Source organism: Pseudomonas sp. B21-053 (assembly GCF_026016365.1).
Lineage (GTDB): Bacteria > Pseudomonadota > Gammaproteobacteria > Pseudomonadales > Pseudomonadaceae > Aquipseudomonas > Aquipseudomonas nunensis.
In genome coordinates this window covers 3,094,068-3,119,767 of record NZ_CP087205.1, presented here as the reverse complement: position 1 = coordinate 3,119,767, position 25,700 = coordinate 3,094,068, and the positions used below count along the sequence as shown (strand labels likewise).

Below are 25,700 nucleotides of genomic sequence, written 5' to 3'. Positions count from 1 at the left end.
CCCTCCCCGATTGGCGTCTGGTCAAGCAACCACAGTCTGCAATAGCCGACGGCAACTTTATCCAGCCAGCGCCTACGGGCAAAGATGCCGCGTGGCTGTTCGGTTGTGAAACGGAATATGCCGACAGTTGGCTGCGCGTGCAGAGCCCACGCTTGGGCGGACATTTGCTGACAGCGTCCGGTTGCGCCATCGGCAATCTCGCGCCCTCGATGATCTGGTCCGAGGATGCCCGTTATCTTGCGCTGACCCGACTGCATACCGACGTCGAAGATGACCACGAAGGTCGTTCGGCTTGGCAGATCCTGTTGCTGGATGTCCAGGAGCGAACCTTGAGGCAGTCACCGCAGCGACTGCGCAATCGACCTCAATTTGAGAGTTTTAATGCCGAGGTCTTGAAAGTGCGGGTGTTTCTGCGTGACTGGGAAGCCGAGGATGAAGCAGACCGGGGCTCAATGACCGTGCTGAAATTGAGCGACCTGTTGGCGCTTCCAGCCGAGGCACTGAGCCCGAGTGCGGGGCTCTGGCTGACGAAGGATCAACTGGGCAATACCGACGCGTGGCACGCCTTGGATACATCGCCTTTGAGCCATTGGCGCTAATCACGCCTGTGCATTCGCGGCGACAAAAAAAGGGGACAGATATTGATCTGTCCCCTTTTGTTTTACGAGCGCCCTACCGAACCTGTGACCGGTAGATTGCCCAGCAACTTGAGCCCGGTACTCTTCACAAACGTCTCGTAGTCCATCGGTCTCTCGATACGGGTTTCCGCGTTAGGCAACACGTAGGCCCAGGCACGCTGGGACGATGCGTCGTACACCAGTTTGAACAGCCGCGTCGGGACCCAGACCTTGTTATCGCCGATGGTGCTGTGGCCTGAGTCAAACAGCGGGCCGGTAAAGACATAGACATTGCCATTGGCGCGCTTGGCAAACTTGCGCACATCAGCTTCGACCTTGCTCCAGATCTTCCGGTTGTTGGTGGGGTCTTGCGGCACCATGTTCGACAGCGCAAAGGATTGGGCCATGGCATTGGCGCTGGGTGCATCGGCCGCCGGGGATTGATGACCACGATCCACGGCCGGATGCTGACTACGGTAATCGCTCAACTCTGCCCGCCCACTCTTGGGGATGCGCGGGTCCGGATAAAACTGATTGGTACGTTCCTCTCCTTTGGCATCCCGCAGTTGGGCGGCATTCAGACGTTCGACCACCACCAGCGGCGTCCTGCTGGTCTGCGAGTACAGCACAGCAAAGTTGTCGGAACACAGCGCCAAGGGTTTCATGGTGGCCGGCACAGTGGCGGTGTTGATCGGTTTGGCTGCCGGAAACAGATCGGCGCAACCGTCGAACGAGGGCTGTTTCTGTTTGCTTGAATAGAGGTCCAGTGCCGCGTTCTGGTTGATCGAGCCCGAGTGGGACGTTTGGGTCTGGTGCTGGGTGGCCGGCTTGAGGAGATCCAGCAGACTGCGGGCTTCTGCGCCAGTCGAGAGCAAAACAAGGGCCGACAGCCCAACTGCAATTTTGCGTAGGTGCATGCTTTAAATTCTTCGATTTGGATTGAGGAGTAAACGTGCGACGAGTCCCGATTTACGGAACCGGGCGGAGGTGATTGTGATTATCTTGCGGCGAGCATGCTTTCACTGTCCTTGATCAAAATACCGATGCGAAACCACGACCGCTGACGGTCGTGCGGGACGTATTGACCATAGGAAATCACCTTAGTGCCTGAGGGGCCGGGGCCTTTACGTTCAATGCCGCTGCTGAAAAACACGCAAAAAAAGCGCCACTCATTGAGTGGCGCTTTTTCTGTATTTGGAGCGGGAAACGAGACTCGAACTCGCGACCCCGACCTTGGCAAGGTCGTGCTCTACCAACTGAGCTATTCCCGCGTCTTGGTGTGGCGCATTCTATAGAATCCAGAAGCCCCGTCAACCCCTTGATTCAAAAAAGTTTTATTTCTTTTCTACATCGGTCTTCAGATGCGGCCAGGCAGCCCGCAGATACTGGACCATGGACCACAAAGTCAGGCCTGCCGACACCAGCAACAAGGCGTAACCCACCAACACCCAGAACGTGAAGTCCGACGGGTTGGCCAACAGGATCACCAGTGCGAGCATTTGCGCGGCGGTTTTCCATTTGCCCAGGTTCGACACAGCAACGTGAGCGCGGGCGCCGAGTTCGGCCATCCACTCTCGCAACGCCGAGACGACGATCTCGCGACCAATAATGACCGCAGCCGGCAGCGTGAGCCACAGGTTGCCGTGTTCTTGCACCAGCAACACCAGCGCAACGGCGACCATCAACTTGTCGGCCACCGGATCGAGGAAGGCCCCGAACGGAGTGCTTTGTTCCAGACGACGGGCCAGGTATCCATCGAGCCAGTCAGTGGCAGCGGCGAATGCGAAGACCGAACTGGAGGCCAGGTAGCTCCATTGGTAAGGCAGGTAGAACAGTAAAATAAAGATCGGGATGAGCAGGACGCGTAGAACGGTAATCAGATTAGGGATATTCATCGGCACAACTGGCTACGAGGTGAGTTGGCATTCTACTCGCTGTGCAGATTTGCATAAATCGACTCAGCGAGCTTTTTACTGATCCCGGGTGCTTTGGCGATCTCTTCGATGCTGGCACGAGACAGCTCCTGCAATCCACCAAAATGTTTCAACAAATCGCGCCGACGTGTCGGCCCTACCCCTGCGACGCCCTCAAGCGTGGACGTGCGGCGGGTTTTGCCGCGCCGTGCCCGGTGCCCGGTAATGGCGAAACGGTGAGCTTCGTCGCGAATCTGCTGGATCAAATGCAGCGCAGGGGAATCACCGCGCAACGTGAATTCGTGTGCAGCGTCATTCAGGTACAGGGTTTCAAAACCGGCCTTGCGCGTAGCGCCCTTGGCCACGCCCAACAAAATCAGGTCGGGCACCGCCAGTTCATTGAGCACGTCCCGGGCCATCGAAAGCTGCCCTTTACCGCCGTCCACCAGCAAAATATCCGGCAGCTTGCCCTCGCCGTCCTTCAACTTGCTGAAACGTCGGGTCAGCGCCTGGTGCATGGCCGCGTAATCGTCACCGGGCGTCACGCCCTCGATGTTGTAGCGACGGTAATCGGACTTGATCGGGCCTTCCGGACCAAACACCACGCAGGACGCCACGGTGGCTTCGCCGCTGGAATGACTGATGTCATAGCATTCCAGGCGCTGCGGCGGTTCATCCAGGTTCAGGACCTCGGCCAGTGCTTCGAAACGTGCCGCGACGTGCTGACGATTGGCCAGCCGCGCGCTTAATGCCTGCTCCGCATTGGTGACCGCCAACTGCTGCCAGCGTGCTCGCGTACCACGAACCCGATGGCTGATGGACAATTCGCGACCGCGGAGCTCGTCGATGGCGGTGATCAGCACCGGGAAATCGTCGTGAACCACGTTGACGATCAGCTCGCTCGGCAAGTCCCGTTCCGGACTGGTGATGTAGTACTGGCCCAAAAACGCTGCCATGACTTCGGAAACGTCTTCTTCAATCCCCACTTGCGGGAAGAAGTTCTTGCTGCCGAGCACCCGGCCGCCACGCACGCTGATCAGGTGGACACAGGCGCCGCCCGGATTGACGAACGCGGCGATCACATCGATGTCGCCCGTCCCGCCTTCCATGCTTTGCTGGTCCTGAACCCGACGCAACAATGAAATCTGGTCGCGCAATTCGGCTGCGCGCTCAAACTCGAGGTTGATCGCCGCCTCCTCCATTCCGGCGGACAGCTCGTCTGTCAGCGCATTGCTGCGCCCTTCAAGGAACATCACCGAATGCCGAACGTCCTCGGCATACACTTGCGGCTCTACCAGCCCGACGCACGGCGCCTTGCAGCGCTTGATCTGGTATTGCAGGCAGGGTCGCGTGCGATTCTTGTAATAGCTGTCTTCGCACTGACGAACAAAAAAGGTCTTTTGCAGCAGGCTCAGGCTCTCGCGGATGGCGCCTGCACTTGGATACGGCCCGAAATACTTGCCCTTGGCCTTCTTCGCGCCGCGATGGATGCTCAGGCGTGGAAACTGGCCATCCGAGAGGAAAACATAAGGATAGGATTTGTCGTCGCGCAGCAGAATGTTATAGGGCGGACGCCATTCCTTGATCAGCGTCTGCTCAAGCAACAAGGCTTCGGTTTCGTTGGCCGTGATCGTGGTTTCGACCTGGGCGATACGCCCCACCAATGCCGCAGTCTTGGGCGCAAGACCGGTTTTGCGGAAGTAACTTGCCAGGCGTTTCTTGAGATTCTTGGCCTTGCCGACGTAAAGCAGGCGCGCGTCGCTATCGAACATGCGATAGACGCCGGGGCGTCCGCTCACTGTCGACAGGAATGCACTCGGATCGAAGACTTCAGTCATTTTCAGAGATTGGCATCGACCATGCCGTGACGCACCGCCAACAGTGTCAGCTCGACATCGCTGCTGATCGAAAGCTTCTCGAAAATGCGGTAGCGGTAGGTATTCACGGTTTTCGGCGACAGGCAAAGTTTGTCGGAAATGATCTGGACCTTCTGGCAGCCGACAATCATCAAGGCGATCTGGATCTCGCGCTCCGACAATGCATCGAAAGGTGAATCATTGGTTGGCTGGAATGACTTGATCGCCAGTTGCTGGGCAATTTGCGGGCTGATATAGCGTTGCCCGGCAAACACCAGGCGAATGGCCTGGACCATTTCCGGCAAGCCTGCGCCCTTGGTCAGGTAACCCGCTGCCCCGGCCTGCAGCAGCCGTGTAGGAAACGGATCCTCCTCGCACACAGTGACCGCGACAACCTTGATGTCCGGATGACTGCGCAGCAATTTTCGCGTGGCCTCAAGACCGCCGATCCCGGGCATCTTGACGTCCATCAGAACCACATCGGGTTTCAACTCACGCGCCTTGAGCAGGGATTCCTCCCCTGACTCGGCCTGGCCGACTACTTGCAGGCCATCGATGTCAGCCAGCATTCGTGTAATGCCTGTACGAACGAGATCATGGTCATCGACTACTAGCACCCTAATCAAGCAGACACCTCGCGATATGGTCGTATTGGGTTGCCGACACCTTAGCAAAAAGCGACTGGCAGACCTAGCGGCAAGCGTCATATAAAAAGTTTCAATTCATCTTTCAAGGCTTGCTCCTTGCGTGTTTCAGCGATGAGGGGCATCCGTTTCACGCTGCATTCTCAGGAAACACTCGTCCTCGCCGACCACCTCCAGCCCCATGCGCCGATACAGCGCCTGCGCCGGATTATTTTTGAAGACGGTCAGGCGCAAGGTTGGTCGTCGTTCTGTCCGGGCCATGTCCAATACCTGATCGATCGCCCAGGAACCTGCGCCCTGCCCCTGAAATGCTTCGGTTACGTGCAGCTCGCGTATGTACAAGGCCCTGGCATCACGACTCAGGCTGCAATAACCCACCGGAACGTCGCCCTGCACAATCAACCAGTTTTCCCGCCCCGACCAAGCCACGTCAAAGGCTTCATCCAGCCATAACAGGTCGTACTGGATGTAATAACGCAGCATGTTTTGACAGGTCAGGCCCCGAGTAAAATCAAGATCCAGGGCTGTCGCCTGACGCAATTCGAAAACCATTCAACGCTCCGCAACGAAATTGGTTTTTAGCGAAGCGCCCAGTGTGTCATACCCCTTCAGGCACTCAAGCGATAGAAAACGCCGTCGCCGCCCGATAGTATTTTCTGATTGAATCTGCCTACGTCCCTCTAGTAAGCTCGGCGCATTCATCGGAGACAGACCATGTTCAACGCCCTCTCACAGCTTCGTACCGTCAGCGCCCTGCGCTCGATGGCGGCTGCCCGGGCGAATGACGTTTGTGCTCCGGTCAGCTTTTATTTTGGGTATTGGTTTAGCCACTGGCGCGCCTGATACCCACACGGCGCCCACTTTAAACGGGTCGCCACCAGAGAATTCTCAACCCCCGGTCGGCCTCCCGACCGGGGGTTTTGTTTTTTCAGCCCCAGAATTTTTAGCGACATACCAGACAACTTGAGGATCCAGAAAATGAACTACGCCACTTATTACCGTCACGACAGTTTTACCGCCTGGCGATTTACCAGCCTCCGCTCGGGACAGCCTGCCGCCTCCGATCGGTCACCCACAGGTGGCAAGCACACACACGCAGCCAATCCGGCCAATTGTCGAACACCCCAGTAGGGCCGAGCACGCGGGAGCGAACCCGCCGCCAGCCCAGGAAGAATGAATATGAACTCGTCCGTCTCTGCTTTGCCACTGTCCACCTTGAGCCCGGCCAATGAAGCGCTGACCCTGCGTCTGCCCAGCTCATTGCAACTCAAACAGCAATTGCCACTCAGCACCGCCCTGACTCAGCAGGTCGCCAGCCACCGCCAAGCGGTACGCGCCATCCTGAACGGTGAAGACTCCCGTTTGCTGGTCATCGTCGGCCCGTGCTCCATTCACGATCCCCAGTCAGCCCTCGAATACGCCGCTAACCTCGCGCGCCTGGCCGCTGAAGTCAGCGACGAAATGCTTCTGGTGATGCGTGCCTACGTCGAAAAGCCCCGCACCACCGTCGGCTGGAAAGGCCTGGCATATGATCCGCAACTCGACGGCAGCGATGACATGGCCAGTGGCCTGACCCTGTCTCGGGAACTGATGCGTGAAATGCTCCGCCTCGGTTTGCCGATTGCCACAGAACTGCTGCAACCGATGGCCGCCGGTTACTTCGATGACTTGCTCAGTTGGGTCGCCATCGGTGCACGCACCACCGAGTCGCAGATCCACCGGGAAATGGCCAGCGGCCTGAGCATGCCAGTGGGCTTCAAGAATGGCACCGATGGCGGCGTCACAGTTGCCAGCGATGCCATGCGCTCGGCAGCCCACCCGCACAGGCATTTCGGCGTCGATAGCCAGGGGCATCCTGCAATCATCCAGACGCCGGGCAATCCCGACACCCACCTGGTATTGCGTGGAGGCCATCGCGGGCCGAACTACGACCGCGATAGCGTTGCCCGTATCAACCACGATCTGGCCAAACTCAAGATCCCGGCCCGGATCATGGTCGATTGCAGTCACGCCAACAGCGGTAAAGACCCATTGCGTCAGCCAGCCGTGTTCAACGACGTGCTCGAACAACGCGTGCAAGGCGATCGCTCACTGATCGGCATGATGATCGAAAGTCACCTGTTCGAAGGCTGCCAACCGTTGAGTTCGTCCCTGCAATACGGTGTATCGATAACGGATGGCTGCCTCGGCTGGAGCGCGACCGAACAGTTGCTGCGCCAGGCAGCTGACCGGTTGCGCGCCCCACCGCTGGCATGACCAACGCCTCTTCCAGTCTTCAATCGAAGACTGGAGGGCCTCGACGCGACTTACCCCTGCACCTGAACCAGTGACACATCTGACACTTGGCTCGCATCGTCCAGTCGTTCAACCGAATAACTGACGCGAACCGTCGAGTCCTGGTGCTCTCTCCAGAATCGGTAAGGCACAATAAACACCAGTGGCTCACCCGCCATCTCCCGGCAAATGTCCCGCTCATCCCGGTGGCTGAAGTGGACACCGTCACACCTCAGATACACCAACTCGCCCGCCTCGGTTCGGGCATTGTCAATTACGACGGTCACCCCATCAATCGAGTCTTGCAGGTCCAGCCAGCCTTCCTCGGCCTCCAATATGATGGGGGCTGCCAACTGAGGTCGCTGCAGCGGCCCGATGGACAATCGCATCGGCTCCGAATAAAGCGGCGCCTGTCCATGCTGCTCGATGCAGTACGTGATCGTCACTGACGACCCGAGACCAGGGGCAATGAACTCTGGACTGACCCAAAACGAGAGCTCCTGCCCCACCGCAAAGGCTTCGATATTCAACCTGTCGTTGAAGCTCAATTGCGGCGTAACACTTTCCCAGACCAGTACCACGCGGTCGCCGGCGGCCATCCGGGCGTAAGGCCGAATCGTAATGCGCGCACCTTCAACCACCCGGTCCGGGTCGAGCGTGCCGCCCACGGCATCATTCACAACCAGCGGCAATAAACTGGCGCGGGCATCGCCAACATTCAACTGCAAATGCCGGGACTGCGCCGAGTCGGGTAAAGAACGGCTGGTCAGCGTGTAGTAGACCTCCAGTGAACCGCCATCCAGCACGCCGATGTGTGCCCCGGCGACGGGAAAGACAACCTCCTTGTCTACCTGCCCCTGACTGACGAACTGCGAAACTTCGTGCTGATAGACCTGCCCCTCGACATCGAGCCCCGACCAGTGCAACACCAGCCTGTCTCCGCTAGCCATGCCCGGATAAGGCAAGACCTTGACCACGGCTTTTCTACAAGCAGGATCGAGAACCGCGTTATCCGCCTGCATCAACTGCGGGGCCGGCAGTGACAGTTTTCCTGCATTCACTTCATAGGTACCCATTCATCTACTCCATTCCTTGGAAATATCTGCCGCCCCGCAGGTCGGCATCGAACGAAGCCTATTTAATCCCATTGCGCTGCTTGGCGATGTCAGGTGATCACTACAGGTGCCCCGGATAAATGCGGCTTGCAGAGTAGGCCATTGGCGAGAATCACTCTTGACGGCATAAAAAGATGTCGAAATGTTCCGAAGTAGGCTTCAGCCAGATCGGAATTTTCAGACGTTTTCTATTCCGTTTTCCTTCGATAACAGCGGCTTTTTCAGACATCCCCGACTGGCGTGAGTGTTTTAGAGTGGAGCCCGGCGCACATCCACGAACTTCTGCGAAAAGGCACGAACATGCAACGGAATGCAACAACTCAACACCCAATCCTGTTGGTACACGGACTCTTTGGCTTCGACCGTATCGGCAAATATGAACTGTTCCATGATGTCAAGCAGGCACTGAGAAGTCATGGGGCAAGAGTCTTCATACCTCACCTGTCAGCTACCCACAGCAATGAGGTGCGCGGTGATCAACTACTGACCCAGATCGAACGGGTACTGGAAGGCACCGGTGCGAGCCAGGTCAACCTGATCGGCCACAGCCAGGGCGCATTGGCCGCCCGCTACGCAGCCGCGGTCGCGCCACAATGGGTCGCATCGATTACCTCCGTCAGCGGCCCCAACCACGGCTCGGAACTGGCCGATTTCTTGCGTAAGGCCCTGACGCCGGGGCGTTTGCCGGAGCATGTGGCCACAAAGGTCGCGACGCTGTTTGCTGATTTCCTGTCGCTGCTGAGCGGTAATTTTCACTTGCCGCAAAACGCAATTGCCGCGCTCAACGCCCTGACCACCGAAGGCGTTGGGGCTTTCAACGATAAGTACCCGCAGGGCCTGCCAAAAACCTGGGGCGGCAAGGGTCGTGAGGTGGTCAATGGCGTACGCTATTACTCTTGGAGCGGGACGCTGCAAGGGACCATTCTTGACCAAGGGCTCGGGGCTCTCGACCCGACCCACGCCTTTTGCCGGGCCTTCTCCGAGTATTTCATCACCGAGGCCGGGCAAAACGACGGGTTGGTCGGTCGATACAGTTCCCACCTGGGCAAAGTGATCCGCTCCGACTATCCGATGGATCACATGGACAGCCTCAGCCAGACGACCGACCGCGGCAGCAAAGGGGTCAACCCGATCGATCTGTACGTCGAGCACGCCGAGCGTTTGAGAAACGCCGGCCTTTAAATCCTTCCTTTATACGGACCTGCCATTGCCCGCCCGGCTTCAGATGGAACTTTGAGAAGAAATAGGCCACTGAATCCGGTAGGCTCAGCACTTTACTGAACACTGAATGGAGAATTTTCCCATGGCTAAAGCCACTGCCCGTCACATCCTTGTTGCCAGCGAAGACAAGTGCAACGAACTGAAAGCCCAGATCGAAGGTGGCGCTGATTTCGCCGAAGTTGCCAAAGCCAACTCCACTTGCCCGTCCAGCCGTCAGGGCGGTGACCTGGGTTCGTTCGGTCCAGGCCAGATGGTCAAGGAATTCGACACCGTGGTCTTCAGCGCGCCAATCAACGTCGTGCAAGGCCCGGTGAAAACCCAGTTCGGTTATCACCTGCTGGAAGTGACCAGCCGCCAGGACTGATCCAGCGGTTGAGTTTTCAATACAACGGCCCGCCTTTTGGTGGGCCGTTGTGTATTTGGTTACGTGATTCGGCTGGCGAGTGACGCGCCGCTAGCGTACAAATTGCGCTTATCGATCACCCGGCTCTAAGGCTGACAATGCGACTGCTTTTCCCCACTTTGATATTCACTGCCGTGGCCCTGCTCTTGAGTGCCGCTGGTGTGAATGCTGCACCGCAACACGCGTTGACCGTGTACGGCGAACCGGCGAAGTATCCCGCCGGTTTCAGTCATTTCGCCTACACCAACCCGCAAGCCCCCAAGGGCGGTACGATGCGCCGCTCGGCCATCGAGATCGGTCATTTCGACCATATCCTGCCCTACATCGACAAGGGCATCGGTGTAAACCAGATTGATGGCCTGCTTTATTCGCCCCTGGCCCAGCGTTCGCAAGATGAGCCTTATACCGTGTACGGTCTGGTGGCAGAGAAGATGGAGCGGTCCGAGGACGGTTTGTCCCTGCGCTTCTATCTGAATCCCAAGGCCCGATTCGCCGATGGCACGCCGATCACCGCCGAAGACGTGCGCTACACCTACGACCTGCTGATGACTCAGGGCAGCCTGCGCTATCGCACTCAGTTCGCCGATGTCAAAGGCACTGAAATCGAGTCACCCCTGACCATCCGCTTCGACTTCAAGAGCAACGAAAACCGCACTTTGCCCCTGGATATCGCGACTCTGCCAGTCTTCCCCGAGCATTGGTGGAAGACCCGCGACTTCGCCAGCGGCGGCGGTTACGAAGCACCACTGGGAAGCGGCCCGTACCGCGTCGGCAAGGTCGATTCCGGGCGCAGCATCACCTTCGAGCGCAACGCCGACTGGTGGGGCAAGGACTTGCCGGTCAGCCGTGGCCTCTACAATTTCGATCATTTCAGCATCGAGTACTTCGGCGATACCGACGTCGCCCGCCAGGTATTGCGTGGCGGCGCCTACGACTACAACCGTGAGTTCTCCGCCACCGGTTATTCCATCGGTTACGAAGGCCCGGCCTTGAGCGACGGTCGCCTGCGCAAGGCGCATCTGGCAACCGACGCACCGCAAACAGCCCAGGGTTTCGTCTTCAACCTGCAAAACCCGATGTTCCAAGACCGTCGTGTGCGCCAGGCCCTGGCCATGCTCTGGGATTTCGAATGGAGCAACCGGCAGATGATGCGCGACCTGTACATCCGCCAGCAGAGCTTCTTTTCCAATACTGACCTCGCCGCTCGACAGCTCCCGGATGCCGCTGAACTGGCAATTCTCGAACCGCTGCGCGGGCAGATCCCAGACGAGGTCTTCACTCAGGTCTTCGAGGCACCGAAGACCGATGGCAGCGGCGTGATTCGCGACAAGCAGTTGCAAGCGCTGGACCTGCTGGAACAGGCCGGCTGGAAACCCGAAGGCGATCAACTGGTGAATGCCCAGGGCGAGCCGCTGAGCTTTACCTTTCTGACCAGCCAGAACGGCATCGACCGATTGCTGCTGCCCTATAAGCGCACGCTGAAACAGATCGGCATCGACCTCAATATCCGCCGCATCGATTCGTCCCAATACGTCAACCGCCTGATGTCCCGGGACTATGACATGGTCATCACCGGCTACCCCGTGACCACCTCCCCGGGCGGCGAACTGGTCAATTATTTCGGCTCGGCCTCGGCCAATGACCCCGGCGCCAACAATTACATGGCGTTGAAGAACCCGGCGGTCGATACGCTGATCAACGGCCTGATCCGCGCCAACACCCAGGCCGAAATGCTGCGCTATGCCCATGCCCTGGACCGCGTCCTGCAATGGAACTACTACTGGATTCCCAACTATTACCCGCCCGGCAGCTCAACCGTATGGTGGAACCGCTTCGGCATTCCCAATGTGCAAGCGAGCAATGACGAAGCCATCGAGAGTTGGTGGGAAGTGAGCTCCACGCCCCTGACCAACGAACAGATGACCGCCGAACTGATCAAGCGCGGCAAATCCGGAGGGCCGCATTGATGTGGGCATACATACTGCGGCGTTTGCTGCTGATCATTCCGACGCTGGTCATCATTCTTCTGGTCAACTTCGTGATCGTCCAGGCCGCGCCCGGCGGTCCGGTGGAACAGGCCATCGCGCACCTGCAAGGCATCGGCGGCGCGACGGTCGGCGGTGGCTCCAGCGAGACGATGCATGGCACTTCCAGGGCCAGTCGCGGCCTCGACCCACAACTGATCAAAGAAATCGAAAAACAATACGGCTTTGACAAACCGGCACCGGAACGCCTGTGGTTGATGCTTAAAAGCTACGCACGGCTGGATTTCGGCAAGAGTTTCTTCCGTGGCGCCACCGTCACCGACCTGATCTTGGAAAAAATGCCGGTGACCATTTCCCTCGGGCTGTGGGCGACGCTAATCACTTACCTGGTGTCGATCCCCTTGGGCATTCGCAAAGCGGTGCATCACGGCAGCCACTTCGACATCTGGAGCAGCACCGCGATCATCATCGGTTATGCCATGCCGGCGTTCCTGTTCGCGATGTTCTTGATCGTGGTGTTTGCCGGCGGCACGTCGCTGAACTGGTTCCCGGTACGCGGGCTGGTTTCGGATAACTTTGAATCGCTGTCGACCGTGGGCAAAATCGCCGATTACTTCTGGCACCTGGTGTTGCCGGTCACCGCGCTGGTAATCGGTGGGTTTGCCACCCTGACCATCCTGACCAAAAACTCCTTCCTTAACGAAATCACCCGCCAATACGTGGTCACGGCCCGTGCGAAAGGCTTGAGTGAGCGACGGGTTTTGTACGGCCATGTGTTTCGCAATGCGATGTTGCTGGTGGTGTCGGGGATTCCCCAGGCCTTCATCAGCGTGTTCTTCGCCGGCTCCCTGCTGATCGAGGTGATCTTCTCTCTCGACGGTCTGGGTCGCATGAGCTACGAAGCCGCCGTATCACGGGACTACCCAGTGGTGTTCGGTTCGCTGTTCATCTTCACCTTGTTCGGCCTTCTGATAAAACTGGTCGGCGACCTCTGCTACACCCTGGTCGACCCGCGTATCGACTTCGCTGCGAGGAACGCCTGATGTTCAAGCTTTCACCGCTGGGCCGGCGCCGTTTCGAACGTTTCAAGAAAAACCGTCGGGGCTGGTGGTCGCTGTGGCTGTTTATCGGGTTGTTCCTGCTGACCCTCGGTGGCGAACTGATCGCCAACGACAAACCGCTGATCGTCAGTTACGAAGGCTCGCTGTACTTCCCGGCGTTCAAGCGCCATACCGAACAGGAGTTTGGCGGGCAACTGCCGTTCCAGGCCGATTACCGCAGCGACTACGTACAGAAGCTGATCAAGAAGGACGGTGGCTGGCTACTGTTCCCACCGATTCCGTTCAGCGACGACACCCCCAACTACGACCTGAACAAACCGGCGCCGAGCCCACCGACGAAGGTCAACTGGCTGGGCACCGACGACCAGGCACGAGATGTGCTGGCCCGGGTAATTTTCGGTGCGCGGGTGTCTATTCTGTTTGCCTTGATGCTGACCTTGGTCAGTGCATTGATCGGTATTGCCGCCGGCGCACTGCAAGGCTATTACGGCGGCTGGGTCGATCTGCTGGGCCAGCGTTTGCTGGAAGTATGGTCGGGCCTGCCGGTGCTGTACCTGCTGATCATTCTGTCTGGGTTCGTCGAACCTAATTTCTGGTGGCTGCTGGGGATCATGGCGCTGTTTTCATGGCTGGCCCTGGTGGACGTGGTGCGCGCCGAATTCCTGCGCGGGCGCAACCTGGAATACGTCAAGGCTGCCCGCGCGCTGGGCCTGAGCGACCAAAAAGTGATCGTGCGGCACATCCTGCCGAATGCCATGAATGCGACCTTGAGCTATCTGCCATTTATCCTGACCGGGGCGATTTCCACCCTCACTGCGCTGGACTTCCTCGGCTTCGGCATGCCGGCCGGCAGTGCTTCCCTGGGCGAACTGATCGGCCAGGGCAAGCAGAACCTGCAGGCACCCTGGCTGGGCCTGACAGCGTTTTTCACCCTGGCGTTGATTCTTTCTTTGCTGGTATTTATCGGCGAGGCGTTGCGTGATGCCTTTGATCCAAGATCATGAAACGGACGGTAGACATGAGTGACAACCTGATCGAAATCCGTGACCTCAACGTAGCCTTCAGCGGCCAGACGGTGGTGCGCAACCTGTGCCTGGACATCCGCCCCGGCGAATGCCTGGCACTGGTGGGCGAGTCGGGCTCGGGCAAATCAGTGACGGCCCATTCGATCCTGCAATTGCTGCCTGAAGAAGGCACGGAAACCCGCGGCAGCATTCGTTATCGCGGCCAGGAATTGGTCGGTGCCGATGCCAAGGTACTGCGCCAGTTGCGCGGTAACCGGATCGCGATGATCTTCCAGGAACCGATGACCTCGCTGAATCCGCTGCACAGCATCGAAAAGCAGATCGGCGAAACCCTGCTGCTGCACAAGGGCCTGGCGGGCAAAGCGGCGCAAGCGCGGATTCTCGAACTGCTGGAACTGGTTGGCATCAAGAAACCCAAGGAACGGCTCAAGGCTTACCCCCATCAACTGTCCGGCGGCCAGCGGCAACGGGTGATGATCGCCATGGCCCTGGCCTGCGAGCCGGAGTTGCTGATTGCCGACGAACCGACCACCGCGCTGGATGTGACGGTGCAGCGCAAGATCCTGCTGCTGCTCAAGTCCCTGCAACAACGGCTTGGCATGTCGCTGCTGCTGATCAGCCATGACCTCAATCTTGTACGGAGCATTGCCCAGCGGGTGTGCGTGATGAAGGCTGGGGAAATCGTCGAGCAGGCCCCTTGCGAGACGCTGTTCACCGAGCCGAAGCATCCTTACAGCTGCGTGCTGCTGAACGCCGAACCGGAAGGTGAAGCCCTGCCCCGGGACGAACGCGAGAAGGTGCTGGAAGTCGACAACCTGCACGTCAAGTTTGCCCTTGGCGGCGGGTTGTTCCAGCGCAAGACCTGGTTGCATGCAGTGGATGGCATCAGCCTGCATGTCCAGCGCGGCAAAACCCTGGGCATCGTCGGCGAGTCCGGCTCAGGCAAGTCCACCTTGGGCCAGGCGATCCTTCGTTTGCTCGACTCCGAAGGCAGTATTCGCTTTCAGGGCGAGGCGCTGGATGGCCTGACGCAAAAACAGCTGCGACCGTGGCGCAAGAAGATGCAAGTGGTGTTTCAAGATCCTTTCGGCAGCTTGAGCCCACGCATGTCCGTGGCGCAGATCATCAGCGAAGGCCTTGAAGTGCATAGCCAACTGACCGCCGAGGAATGCAAGGCTGAAGTGATTCGGGCACTGGTTGAAGTCGGCCTCGACCCGCAAAGCCGCCATCGCTATCCGCATGAGTTTTCCGGTGGCCAACGCCAACGCATCGCTATCGCCCGGGCACTGGTGCTCAAGCCGGCGCTGATCCTGCTGGACGAACCGACCTCGGCCCTGGACCGCACCGTGCAAAAACAAGTGGTCGCCCTGCTCCGGGATCTCCAGGAAAAACACGGCCTGACCTACCTGTTTATCAGCCATGATCTGGCGGTGGTACGCGCCCTGGCGCATGACATGATTGTGATCAAGGACGGCAAAGTGGTGGAAAGCGGCGCCAGCCATGATGTGTTCGACTCGCCGCAGCATCCGTATACCAAGGAACTGTTGGCGGCGGCGCATCCGGGGTAGGCCTTGAAACCGAGGCGCATTCTTCGCGAGCAGGCTCGCTCCCACATTTGAAATGCATTCCAATGTGGGAGCGAGCCTGCTCGCGAAAGCGCCAGCACAGACAACACAACTTCCGGACCTGAAAACATGAACACCACCGAAAGCCTCAAGGACTACCAGCGCGTTCGTATGCTGGCGATCCGCTCGTTGTTCGAGATCATCGAGCAGTCGAGCGAAGGCACGGTGATTGTCGACCGCGACGCCAATATTGTCTGGATGAACGAACGCTACGCGCGGCGCTTCGGTCTGGAATCGGCCGAAGTCGCGATCGGCAAGGCCTGTGAGAGCGTTATCCCCGGCAGTCTGCTGCGCGAAGTGGTGCGCACCGGCCGGCCGATTTTGCTGGACATGCAGGACACGCCCAAGGAACCGCTGGTGGTGATGCGCCTGCCGATTCATGACGACGCTGGCGCGGTGATCGGCGCCATCGGTTTTGCCCTGTTCGACGAACTGCGCAGCCTGTCGCCGATGCTCAAACGCTACCTGAGCATGCAGGAAGAACTGGCCTCCACCCGCTCGCTGCTGCGCGCACGGCAAACCAAATACAACTTCGCCCACTTCATCGGTACCAGCGCCGCCAGCCTGGAAGTCAAACGCCGGGCCCGACGCAGTGCCAGCGCCGAATCGCCAGTGCTGTTGCTCGGTGAAACCGGCACCGGCAAGGAGTTGCTGGCCCAGGCCATCCACGGCGCTTCGCCACGCGCGCACAAGGCGTTTGTCAGCATCAACAGTGCGGCGATTCCCGAGTCATTGCTCGAAGCGGAGTTCTTCGGCACCGCCCCCGGCGCGTTTACCGGCGCGGACCGCAAGGGTCGGGTCGGCAAGTTGCAGATCGCCCAGGGCGGCACGCTGTTTCTCGATGAGATCGGCGACATGCCCTTGCCCCTGCAAAGCAAGCTGCTGCGGGTGTTGCAGGAAAAAGAGTTCGAGCCAGTGGGCTCCAATGAAGTGATCCAGAGCGACGTGCGGGTGATTGCCGCCACGTCCACGGACCTGGAAGCGGCGATCAAGCGTGGCGAATTTCGCGCGGACTTGTACTACCGCCTCAATGTCCTGCCGATCCAGGTTCCACCGCTGCGCGACCGGCTCGACGATATCCCCGCTCTCAGTGAAGCGATCCTTGAAGAACTGCGCAGTCAGCACGAATTGAACCCCGAAGCCCTGGACCTTTTGGGCCAACACGCCTGGCCGGGGAATATTCGCGAGTTGCGCAACGTGCTGGAGCGCGCGGCGTTACTCAGTGATGACTTGATGCTGAACGCGGCGGACATCCGCGCGGCGATTGGCACGCTCACCCCGGTGGCGCGGACGCCCAACCTCGCGATTGAATCCACCGCGTACGAGACATTCAGCGAGGCTCGGGAGCGGTTTGATCGGCAGTTGATTGAGTCGGCGCTCGCGCAATGCGGGGGCAAGGTGATTGAGGCGGCGGCGCGGTTGGGGCTTGGGCGGTCGACTTTGTATAAGAAGATGGTGGCGTTGGGGATTGCAGAGTCTCAATAAAGAGACATAGATCTCGATTGTAAGACATGGCCTCTTCGCGGGCAAGCCTCGCTCCTAAGGGTGATGCGTTTCCGGCGTGCAATATAAATCATGTAGGAGCGAGGCTCGCCCGCGAAGGCGTCCCCCACCCCACCACCAATCTCAAAACAGAGACAAAAACCCAAAAAACCACATCCTAAAAATACAATCTCCTTATATTTCAACAACTTAACAATCTGGCACGATTCCCGCTAAAGCCCTCTCCCACAAAAGATCCACCCTACAAAAATAACAATCCCAGGAGACACACCCATGAGTGTGATCATTGCCTTGGCAGCTCTCACGCTGCTGATGCTGGCTGCCTACCGTGGCTACAGCGTTATCCTCTTTGCCCCGATTGCCGCCCTCGGCGCCGTCCTGCTCACTGACCCTTCCGCCGTTGCCCCTGCTTTCACCGGGGTGTTCATGGAGAAAATGGTCGGCTTCATCAAACTGTATTTCCCGGTGTTCCTGCTCGGCGCGGTGTTCGGCAAGCTGATTGAGTTGTCGGGGTTCTCTCGCTCCATCGTCGCGGCGGCGATTCGCTTGCTCGGCACCCGCCAGGCGATGCTGGTGATCGTGTTGGTCTGCGCCCTGCTCACCTACGGCGGCGTGTCGCTGTTTGTGGTGGTGTTCGCGGTCTATCCGTTTGCCGCCGAGATGTTCCGCCAGAGCAACATCCCGAAACGCCTGATCCCGGCAACCATCGCCCTCGGCGCGTTTTCCTTCACCATGGACGCCCTGCCCGGCACCCCGCAGATCCAGAACATCATCCCCAGCACCTTCTTCAACACCACCGCTTGGGCGGCGCCGTGGCTGGGTTTGATCGGCTCGATCTTCGTGGTCTGCGCCGGCATGCTGTTCCTGCAGCGCCAACGCAACAAGGCCCAGCGTGCTGGTGAAGGCTACGGCACCGAGCTGCGCAACGAGCCAGAAACCGCTGCCGATATCAAACTGCCAAATCCCTGGATTGCACTGTCGCCACTGCTGGCGGTGGGCATCATGAACCTGCTGTTCACCCAGTGGATCCCGCAGTGGTACGGCAAGACTCACAGCCTCGCGCTGCCGGGCATGGCCACGCCCGTGACCACCGACATCGCCAAACTCACGGCGATCTGGGCGGTTCAAGCCGCGTTGCTGGTCGGGATCATCATGGTGTTGGTGTTCGGCTTCCAGGCGATTCGCGGCAAGTTGGCCGAAGGCAGTCGAAGCGCGGTCGGAGGTTCGTTGCTGGCGGCGATGAACACCGCGTCGGAATACGGTTTCGGTGCGGTGATCGCATCCTTGCCGGGCTTCCTGGTACTGGCCGACTGGCTGAAAAGCATTCCCAACCCGCTGGTCAACGAAGCGGTTACCGTGACCTTGCTGGCCGGCATCACCGGTTCGGCGTCCGGCGGCATGAGCATTGCACTGGCGGCCATGGCCAATGACTTCATCGCCGCGGCCCATGCAGCGAACATTCCGCTGGAAGTGCTGCACCGGGTGGCCGCGATGGCCAGCGGCGGCATGGACACCCTGCCGCACAACGGCGCGGTGATTACTTTGCTCGCGGTCACCGGCCTGACGCACCGTGAAGCCTACAAAGACATTTTCTGTATTACGCTGATCAAGACCCTGGCGGTTTTTGTGGTGATCGGTACTTTCTACGCCACTGGCATTGTGTGAGGTATTCATGACGACTCTTACAGGCAAGACCGCATTGGTCACCGGTTCCACCAGCGGCATCGGCCTGGGCATCGCCCTCAGCCTGGCCAAGGCCGGTGCCAACGTGGTGCTCAACGGTTTCGGCGATGCCTCCAAGGTGATTGCCGAAGTGCAACAGTTTGGCGGCAAGGTCGGGCATCACCCGGCCGACGTGAGCAACCCGGAACAGATCGCCGAGATGATTGCCTACGCCGAGCGTGAGTTCGGTGGCGTGGATATTCTGGTCAACAACGCCGGGATTCAGCATGTGGCGGCGGTGGAAGACTTTCCGCTGGAGCGCTGGGATTCGATCATCGCGATCAACCTGTCGTCGGTGTTTCACAGCACGCGCCTGTGCCTGCCGCGCATGCGCGCCAAGAACTGGGGGCGGATCATTAACATCGCTTCGGTTCACGGCCAGGTCGGTTCGGTGGGCAAGGCGGCTTACGTCGCCGCTAAGCATGGGGTGATCGGGTTGACCAAAGTGGTCGGCCTGGAAACCGCGACCACCCAAGTGACGTGCAATGCGATCTGCCCCGGCTGGGTATTGACGCCGCTGGTGCAGAAGCAGATCGACGATCGCGCGGCCACCGGGATCGACCCGCAGCAGGCGCAGCATGATTTGTTGGCGGAGAAACAACCTTCGCTGGAATTCGTGACCCCGCCGCAACTGGGTGAACTGGTGCTGTTCTTGTGCAGCGAGGCCGGCAGCCAAGTGCGCGGCGCGGCGTGGAATATTGATGGTGGGTGGTTGGCGCAGTAATCCGCCGACGAACCGCGTTATCGTTCTTCGCGGGCAAGCCTCGCTCCTATAGGTACAGCGCTGCTTTTGTAGGAGCGAGGCTTGCCCGCGAATGGGCCTGAAGACAGAACAAGAGGCAAGCCATGTCCGACATCCTCTGGCAACCCAGCGCCGAACGCATCGGCAAGACCCGTATGGAGGCGTTTCGGCGCTTCGTCAATCAACGTCATCACCTCAAGATCGACGACTACCCTGCCCTGCACCAATGGTCCATCGATCAGCGCGAAACGTTCTGGCAGGCAATCGTCGACTTCTTCGACATCCGCTTCCACGACCAGCCCGACGCGGTGCTGCGTGAAGGCCCGCAGATGCCCAGCGCCGAATGGTTCCCCGGCGCAACCCTGAACTTCGCCGAACACCTGCTACGGCGTCGCGACGATGCCGTGGCGGTGGTCGCCGTCGCTGAAAACGGTCAGCGCGAGCAATTGACCTGGGCCGAACTGGCCAGCCATGTCGCCGGTTTTCAGAACAGCCTGAAAGCCGCCGGCGTCGGCCTCGGCGACCGGGTCGCGGCGTGCATGCCCAACACCTGGCAAACCCTGGTGGCGATGCTGGCCACCACCAGCCTCGGGGCGATCTGGTCCTGTTCGTCGCCGGACTTCGGCACACAAGGGGTGATCGATCGTTTCGGTCAGATCGAGCCAAAGGTCCTGATCACCTGCGCCGGCTATCGCTATGCCGGCAAGGAGATCGACCAGACCGCCAAGGTCAACGAAATCCTCGAACGCCTACCGTCCTTGCAACAATTGATCATGGTGCCTTACGCCCGGCCCCACGCGCACATCCAGGACTTTCACACCCAGGCCAACGTGACGCTGTGGGATGACTTCTACGACATCGGCGGCGAGCCGGATTTCGTCCCTGTGCCGTTCGCCCATCCGCTGTACATCCTGTATTCCAGCGGCACCACTGGCGTGCCGAAATGCATCATCCACAGCACCGGCGGCGTGCTGCTGCAACACGCCAAGGAGCACGGCCTGCATTGCGATCTCGGCCCCGGCAGCCGTTTGTTTTACTACACCACCTGCGGTTGGATGATGTGGAATTGGCTGGTGTCGGCCCTGGCGGTCGGCAGCGCCGTGGTGTTGTACGACGGCTCGCCGTTTCATCCCGGCCCCGAGCGCTTGATCGACCTGATCGATGACGAACGCATCAACGTCTTCGGCACCAGCCCCAAGTTCCTTGCGACCCTGGAAAGCAACGGCCTGAAACCTCGTCAGAGCCACGACCTGAGCAGCCTGAAAACCCTGCTCTGCACCGGTTCGGCGCTGTCACCGCAGAGTTACGATTTCGTCTATCGCGACGTCAAACCGGACGTGTGCCTGGCCTCGATGTCCGGCGGCACCGACATCGTTTCGTGCTTCGTGGTCGGCAATCCGCTGCAACCGGTGCGCCGTGGGGAAATCCAGGGCAAAAGCCTGGCCATGGCGGTGGAGGTCTGGAACGACGCCGGGCAACCGGTGGTCGGCGAAAAAGGCGAACTGGTGTGCACCCGGCACTTTCCGGCGATGCCCATTGGTTTGTGGAATGACCCTACGGGCGAAAAACTCCGCGCTTCATATTTCAGCCAGTTCCCAGGCATCTGGGCCCAGGGCGACTACGCCGAGCAACTGCCCCACGGCGGGATGCTGATTCACGGCCGCTCCGACGCCGTACTCAACCCCGGCGGCGTGCGCATTGGCACGGCAGAGATTTATCGTCAGGTTGAGAAAGTGCCGCAGGTGCTGGACAGCGTAGCGATCGGTCAGCAATGGCAGGATGATGTGCGCGTGGTGCTGTTTGTGCGCCTGAAGGACGGCGTCACGCTTGATGAAGCATTGCAGCAGCAGATTCGCCAGGTCATTCGCGCCAACACGACACCGAGGCATGTGCCAGCAAAAATCCTCAGCGTGACGGACATTCCGCGCACCATCAGCGGCAAAGTGGTGGAGTTGGCTGTGAGAAATGTGGTGCACGGGCAGCCCGTGAAAAACACCGATGCACTGGCCAACCCCGAAGCACTGGAGCAGTTCCGCAACCGCCCAGAACTCAAAGACTGAAACACCACCCCCTGTAGGAGCTGCCGAAGGCTGCGATCTTTTGACTTTGATCCTAAAAAGCAAAATCAAAAGATCGCAGCCTTCGGCAGCTCCTACATTGGTATTTGTGTCAGTCCATCAGGCCCCATTCGCCGGAAGGTGGTTGGGGGCTTGGCGACGTATCGGCATGCAACTTCAACCGTAACCGCAGATTGTTCAACGAATCCGCATGCTTCAACGCCTCATCCTCACTGATCGCCCCCTCCACGACCAACGCGTACAACGCCCCGTCAAATGTCTGCATCCCCAATTCCACCGACTTCTCCATAATCCCTTTAAGCTCATCAAACTCATTGCGCCGGATCAAATCGGCAATGGTCGGCGTCCCCAGCATCACCTCCACCGCCGCCCGGCGCTGGCCGTCGCGGGTGCGCACCAGGCGCTGGGATACGAACGCCTTGAGGTTGTTGGCCAGGTCGTGCAGCAGTTGTTCGCGGCGCTCCTGGGGGAAGAAGTTGATGACGCGGTCCAGCGCCTGATTGGCGTTGTGCGCATGCAGGGTGGAGATCACCAAATGGCCGGTATCAGCAAAGGTCAGCGCGTGCTCCATGGTCTCGCGGTCGCGAATTTCGCCGATCAGCACCACATCCGGCGCCTGGCGCAGGGTGTTTTTCAACGCTGCATGAAAACTGCGGGTATCAACGCCGACCTCACGCTGGTTGATAATCGACTTTTTGTGCCGATGGATATACTCCACCGGGTCTTCGATGGTGATGATATGGCCACTGCTGTGGCGGTTGCGGTAATCGATCAGCGCCGCCAGGGACGTGGACTTGCCCGAGTCGGTGGCGCCGACAAACAGCATCAGGCCTTGCTTGAGCATCACGGTTTCGAGCAGCACCGGCGGCAGGTTGAGGTCTTCGAAGCGCGGGATGTCGAGCTTGATGTTACGCGCGACGATCGACACGTCATTGCGCTGTTTGAACAGGTTGATCCGAAAGCGTCCGACCCCGGCCAGGGAGATCGCCAAGTTCATTTCCAGTTCCCGATCGAACTCCAGACGCTGTTCGGCGTCCATGATGGACTCGGCGATGGCCGCGATTTCCCCCGGTTTGAACCGCTGTTCGGACAAGGGTTTGAGCACGCCATCGAACCGTGCACTGGGTGGCGCGCCGGTGGAGAGGTAAAGATCGGAGCCCTCTTGGCTGGCCAGTTGCCGCAACAATAAATCGATTTCCATGGCAAAAAGCACCCGCGAAGCATTCAATGAACGGATATGGCCCGATACCGTGACCCATCGGACCATCCAGCGTCTACTGCCTTGCAAGGATAGTAGACGTAGCCACACCGACTGACGTGCAGGACATCTTGATGAACGCATCACCGACCGGCAGCGATGCCCAGACCCTGATCGCCCGACTGGACTGGAGCCGCAGCCCTTTGGGCGCCGCCAGTACCTGGCCGCAGAGCCTGCGTACCGCGGTGGACATCGTGATTCATTCGCCGATGCCCATGCTCTTGCTGTGGGGCCCGCAGCTCACGCAGATCTACAACGACGGCTTCGCGCTGCTGGCCGGCAGCAAGCATCCTCACGCTTTCGGACAGCCAACACACCTGATCTGGCCCGAATTAAAAGACTTTACTGACCCAATCTACAGCGCCGTCCTACAAGGCCAGGTGCGGACCTACAGCGAACAGCGCTTTACCTTGCAGCGCGATGGGCAGGATTCCGACTTCTGGCTGGATTTGACCTACAGCCCGATCCGCGATGAACACGCTGAGGTGGCCGGGATCCTGGTCACCGCCATCGAAACCAACGAACGCCGACGGATCGCCCTCGAACTCGAACAGCGCTCCGCCGCCAGTCTCAAGGCCCAGCACGAAACCGAACAACGCCTGCAACTGGCGCTGGCCGCCACCGATGCGGTCGGCACCTGGGACTGGGACATTGGCGAGGACCGCTTCATCGCCGACGCCCACTTCGCGCAATTGCACGGCGTTGATCCAGCGATGGCCAGCCAGTTGCCGATCAGCGAATACCTGCACGGCGTGCACCCGGAAGACCGCGGCATGGTGGCGCGCAGCATCAAGCACTGCATCACCCACGGCACCGAGTACGCCGAGGAATACCGCCTGCTGCAGCCTGATGGCGAGTTGCGTTGGGTGTTTGCCCGGGGGCGTTGCTACAAAGACCACCACGGCCGGCCGACGCGTTTCCTCGGCGCCGCCCTGGACCTGACCGAGCGCAAACACACCGAACAGGCGCTGCGCCAAAGCCAGACCGAATTGCAGTTGATCATCAACGCGATGCCGATCCTGATCAGCTACGTTGACCGCGAAGAACGCTTTCGCCTGAACAACGCCGCGTACCTCGACTGGTACGGCCTGACGCCCCAGGAGTTGTTCGGCCGAACCATCCGTGAAGTGCTGGGCGAAGAAGCCTACGGCCTGCGCGCCGAGCACATCGCCGAGGCGCTGGCGGGCAAGCCTTGCTGTTTCAGCATCGATACCGCGCACCGTGACGGCAGCATCCGCAGTGCCTTGATGAATTACCTGCCGCGCCACGGTGCGGATGGCGCAGTCAACGGTTTCTACATCTTCGTGATCGACGAAACCGAGCGCAAACAGACCGAAGAAGCCCTGCGCAACCTCAATGAAACCCTCGAAGAGCGCGTGATCGCCCGCACTCAACAATTGGCCGAAGCCAATCAGCGCCTGCAAAACGAGATGTTCGAACGCGAGCGCGCTGAAGACGCACTACGGCATGCGCAAAAAATGGAAGCGGTCGGCCAGCTCACCGGCGGCATCGCCCATGACTTCAACAACATGCTCACCGGGATCATCGGCAGCCTCGACCTGATGCAGCGCTACATCGCCGACGGGCGCACCGCCGAAATCGGCCGGTTTACCGAAGCGGCGGTGTCCTCAGCCAACCGCGCCGCCGCCCTGACCCATCGCCTGCTCGCGTTCTCCCGGCGCCAGTCGCTGGACCGCAAGCCGCTGAACGCCAATGACCTGATTCATTCCCTGGAAGACCTGCTCAGCCGCACCAAAGGCGACCATATCGAACTCAAGCTGCAACTGGCGAACGAGGTGTGGCCGGTCAGCACCGACGTCAGCCAACTGGAAAACGCCTTGCTTAACCTGGTGATCAATGCCCGGGATGCGATGCCCGACGGCGGTCGGTTGCTGATTGAAACCGCCAACGTCTACCTCGACGGCAATGACCTCACGCCCCTGGAGTCGGTCAAGGCTGGGGACTATCTGATGATTGCCGTCAGTGACAACGGCACCGGCATGAGCGCTTCGGTGCTGGCCAAGGCATTCGATCCGTTTTTCACCACCAAACCCATCGGCCAGGGCACGGGCCTCGGGTTGTCGATGATATATGGCTTTGCCCAGCAGTCAGGCGGGCATGTCAGCCTCGATAGCGTCCCCGGCCAAGGCACTTGCGTGCGTCTGTACTTGCCTCGCCTGCACCTCGGCGCGCCGCAGGACACCTTGATGCCGGTTACCGGCGAAGCACCCTCGGCGATTGCCGGTGAAACCGTGGTGCTGGTGGAAGACGATCCGGCGGTGCGCATGCTGGTGCTCGATTTGCTCAATGAGTTGGGTTATCACGCCCATGAAGCCGAAGACGCGAGGGCTGCCCTGCCCTTGCTCGAATCCGACCTGCGCGTGGATTTGCTGGTGACCGATGTCGGGCTGCCGGGGATGAATGGCCGGCAACTGGCGGAAATCGCCCGCCAGCATCGCCCGGACCTCAAAGTGCTGTTCATGACCGGTTACGCCGAGAAAGCCGCCGAGCGCCAGGGCTTCCTGGAGGAAGGCATGGACATGGTGGCCAAGCCGTTTTCCATCGACCTGCTGGCCAACAAGATTCGCACGATGATCGGCCAACCGGAGTGAGTTAAGGCATAATCCCGCGCCCCGTCGCCAACACCGTTACAAGGTC

20 protein-coding genes and 1 tRNA gene are annotated in these 25,700 nt (G+C 59.6%); 13 read left to right on the top strand and 8 right to left on the bottom strand.

What is annotated here, in order from left to right; translation table 11 throughout:
• Positions 1 to 209 precede the first annotated feature (209 nt).
• Positions 210 to 599: a hypothetical protein gene (locus tag LOY68_RS14270; RefSeq protein WP_265045362.1), complete on the top strand. Its 390-nt coding sequence runs from the start codon at positions 210 to 212 to the stop codon at positions 597 to 599.
• Positions 600 to 661: 62 nt separating this feature from the next.
• Here the strand turns inward: LOY68_RS14270 and LOY68_RS14265 are convergent, their stop codons facing one another.
• The 6 genes from LOY68_RS14265 to LOY68_RS14240 form a co-directional block, all read right to left on the bottom strand.
• Positions 662 to 1,534, bottom strand: a complete 873-nt coding sequence (locus LOY68_RS14265) for a DNA/RNA non-specific endonuclease (protein WP_265045361.1) — start codon at positions 1,532 to 1,534, stop codon at positions 662 to 664.
• A 278-nt stretch (positions 1,535 to 1,812) separates the two neighbouring features.
• A tRNA-Gly gene (locus LOY68_RS14260) sits at positions 1,813 to 1,888 on the bottom strand.
• A 63-nt stretch (positions 1,889 to 1,951) separates the two neighbouring features.
• Complete coding sequence (gene pgsA / locus LOY68_RS14255) at positions 1,952 to 2,512, bottom strand: CDP-diacylglycerol--glycerol-3-phosphate 3-phosphatidyltransferase (protein WP_054046593.1); 561 nt, start codon at positions 2,510 to 2,512, stop codon at positions 1,952 to 1,954.
• A 32-nt stretch (positions 2,513 to 2,544) separates the two neighbouring features.
• The gene (gene uvrC, locus LOY68_RS14250; protein ID WP_054046595.1) at positions 2,545 to 4,368 is read right to left on the bottom strand and encodes an excinuclease ABC subunit UvrC; all 1,824 of its coding nucleotides are present in this window, start codon (positions 4,366 to 4,368) and stop codon (positions 2,545 to 2,547) included.
• Positions 4,369 to 4,370: 2 nt separating this feature from the next.
• Positions 4,371 to 5,012 (bottom strand): UvrY/SirA/GacA family response regulator transcription factor, encoded by a 642-nt coding sequence (uvrY, locus tag LOY68_RS14245; protein ID WP_082356623.1) that lies wholly within the window; start codon positions 5,010 to 5,012, stop codon positions 4,371 to 4,373.
• A 126-nt stretch (positions 5,013 to 5,138) separates the two neighbouring features.
• Entirely contained in the window at positions 5,139 to 5,582 is a 444-nt protein-coding gene (locus tag LOY68_RS14240; RefSeq protein ID WP_265045357.1) for a GNAT family N-acetyltransferase, read from the bottom strand.
• Positions 5,583 to 6,209: 627 nt separating this feature from the next.
• Here LOY68_RS14240 and LOY68_RS14235 point away from each other — a divergent pair.
• Positions 6,210 to 7,286 (top strand): 3-deoxy-7-phosphoheptulonate synthase, encoded by a 1,077-nt coding sequence (locus LOY68_RS14235; RefSeq protein WP_265045355.1) that lies wholly within the window; start codon positions 6,210 to 6,212, stop codon positions 7,284 to 7,286.
• A gap of 50 nt (positions 7,287 to 7,336) precedes the next feature.
• On the opposite strand, the gene LOY68_RS14230 is transcribed toward LOY68_RS14235, so the two are convergent.
• The gene (locus LOY68_RS14230) at positions 7,337 to 8,380 is read right to left on the bottom strand and encodes a hypothetical protein (RefSeq protein ID WP_265045353.1); all 1,044 of its coding nucleotides are present in this window, start codon (positions 8,378 to 8,380) and stop codon (positions 7,337 to 7,339) included.
• Between the two features lie 339 nt (positions 8,381 to 8,719).
• Between LOY68_RS14230 and LOY68_RS14225 the strand changes: the two genes are divergently transcribed.
• The 10 genes from LOY68_RS14225 (at position 8,720) to LOY68_RS14180 (ending at position 21,766) form a co-directional block, all read left to right on the top strand.
• Entirely contained in the window at positions 8,720 to 9,601 is an 882-nt protein-coding gene (locus LOY68_RS14225; protein ID WP_265045351.1) for an esterase/lipase family protein, read from the top strand.
• A gap of 121 nt (positions 9,602 to 9,722) precedes the next feature.
• Positions 9,723 to 10,004, top strand: a complete 282-nt coding sequence (locus LOY68_RS14220) for a peptidylprolyl isomerase (protein WP_003445034.1) — start codon at positions 9,723 to 9,725, stop codon at positions 10,002 to 10,004.
• A 137-nt stretch (positions 10,005 to 10,141) separates the two neighbouring features.
• A complete protein-coding gene (locus LOY68_RS14215) occupies positions 10,142 to 12,010 on the top strand; it encodes an extracellular solute-binding protein (RefSeq protein WP_265045343.1) in 1,869 nt (622 codons plus the stop codon).
• Positions 12,010 to 13,071, top strand: coding sequence for a microcin C ABC transporter permease YejB (locus tag LOY68_RS14210; protein ID WP_265045341.1), 1,062 nt, complete (start codon positions 12,010 to 12,012; stop codon positions 13,069 to 13,071). Before LOY68_RS14215 ends, LOY68_RS14210 begins: the two co-directional genes overlap by 1 nt.
• Positions 13,071 to 14,093, top strand: coding sequence for an ABC transporter permease (locus tag LOY68_RS14205; RefSeq protein ID WP_163909861.1), 1,023 nt, complete (start codon positions 13,071 to 13,073; stop codon positions 14,091 to 14,093). The genes LOY68_RS14210 and LOY68_RS14205 overlap by 1 nt, the downstream gene beginning before the upstream one ends.
• Before the next feature lie 14 nt (positions 14,094 to 14,107).
• Positions 14,108 to 15,682 (top strand): ABC transporter ATP-binding protein, encoded by a 1,575-nt coding sequence (locus LOY68_RS14200; RefSeq protein ID WP_054614996.1) that lies wholly within the window; start codon positions 14,108 to 14,110, stop codon positions 15,680 to 15,682.
• A 126-nt stretch (positions 15,683 to 15,808) separates the two neighbouring features.
• Positions 15,809 to 17,224: a sigma-54 interaction domain-containing protein gene (locus tag LOY68_RS14195; RefSeq protein WP_265045340.1), complete on the top strand. Its 1,416-nt coding sequence runs from the start codon at positions 15,809 to 15,811 to the stop codon at positions 17,222 to 17,224.
• A 291-nt stretch (positions 17,225 to 17,515) separates the two neighbouring features.
• Positions 17,516 to 18,907, top strand: a complete 1,392-nt coding sequence (locus LOY68_RS14190) for a GntP family permease (protein ID WP_265045338.1) — start codon at positions 17,516 to 17,518, stop codon at positions 18,905 to 18,907.
• A 7-nt stretch (positions 18,908 to 18,914) separates the two neighbouring features.
• Positions 18,915 to 19,688 (top strand): 3-hydroxybutyrate dehydrogenase, encoded by a 774-nt coding sequence (gene hbdH / locus LOY68_RS14185; protein ID WP_265045337.1) that lies wholly within the window; start codon positions 18,915 to 18,917, stop codon positions 19,686 to 19,688.
• A gap of 122 nt (positions 19,689 to 19,810) precedes the next feature.
• Positions 19,811 to 21,766: an acetoacetate--CoA ligase gene (locus LOY68_RS14180; protein ID WP_265045335.1), complete on the top strand. Its 1,956-nt coding sequence runs from the start codon at positions 19,811 to 19,813 to the stop codon at positions 21,764 to 21,766.
• Positions 21,767 to 21,875: 109 nt separating this feature from the next.
• Here LOY68_RS14180 and LOY68_RS14175 read toward each other — a convergent pair whose 3' ends face one another.
• The gene (locus LOY68_RS14175; RefSeq protein ID WP_163909856.1) at positions 21,876 to 22,985 is read right to left on the bottom strand and encodes a PilT/PilU family type 4a pilus ATPase; all 1,110 of its coding nucleotides are present in this window, start codon (positions 22,983 to 22,985) and stop codon (positions 21,876 to 21,878) included.
• Positions 22,986 to 23,116: 131 nt separating this feature from the next.
• Here LOY68_RS14175 and LOY68_RS14170 point away from each other — a divergent pair, with 131 nt between their 5' ends.
• Positions 23,117 to 25,654: a PAS domain-containing sensor histidine kinase gene (locus LOY68_RS14170; RefSeq protein ID WP_265045333.1), complete on the top strand. Its 2,538-nt coding sequence runs from the start codon at positions 23,117 to 23,119 to the stop codon at positions 25,652 to 25,654.
• Positions 25,655 to 25,700: the final 46 nt, after the last annotated feature.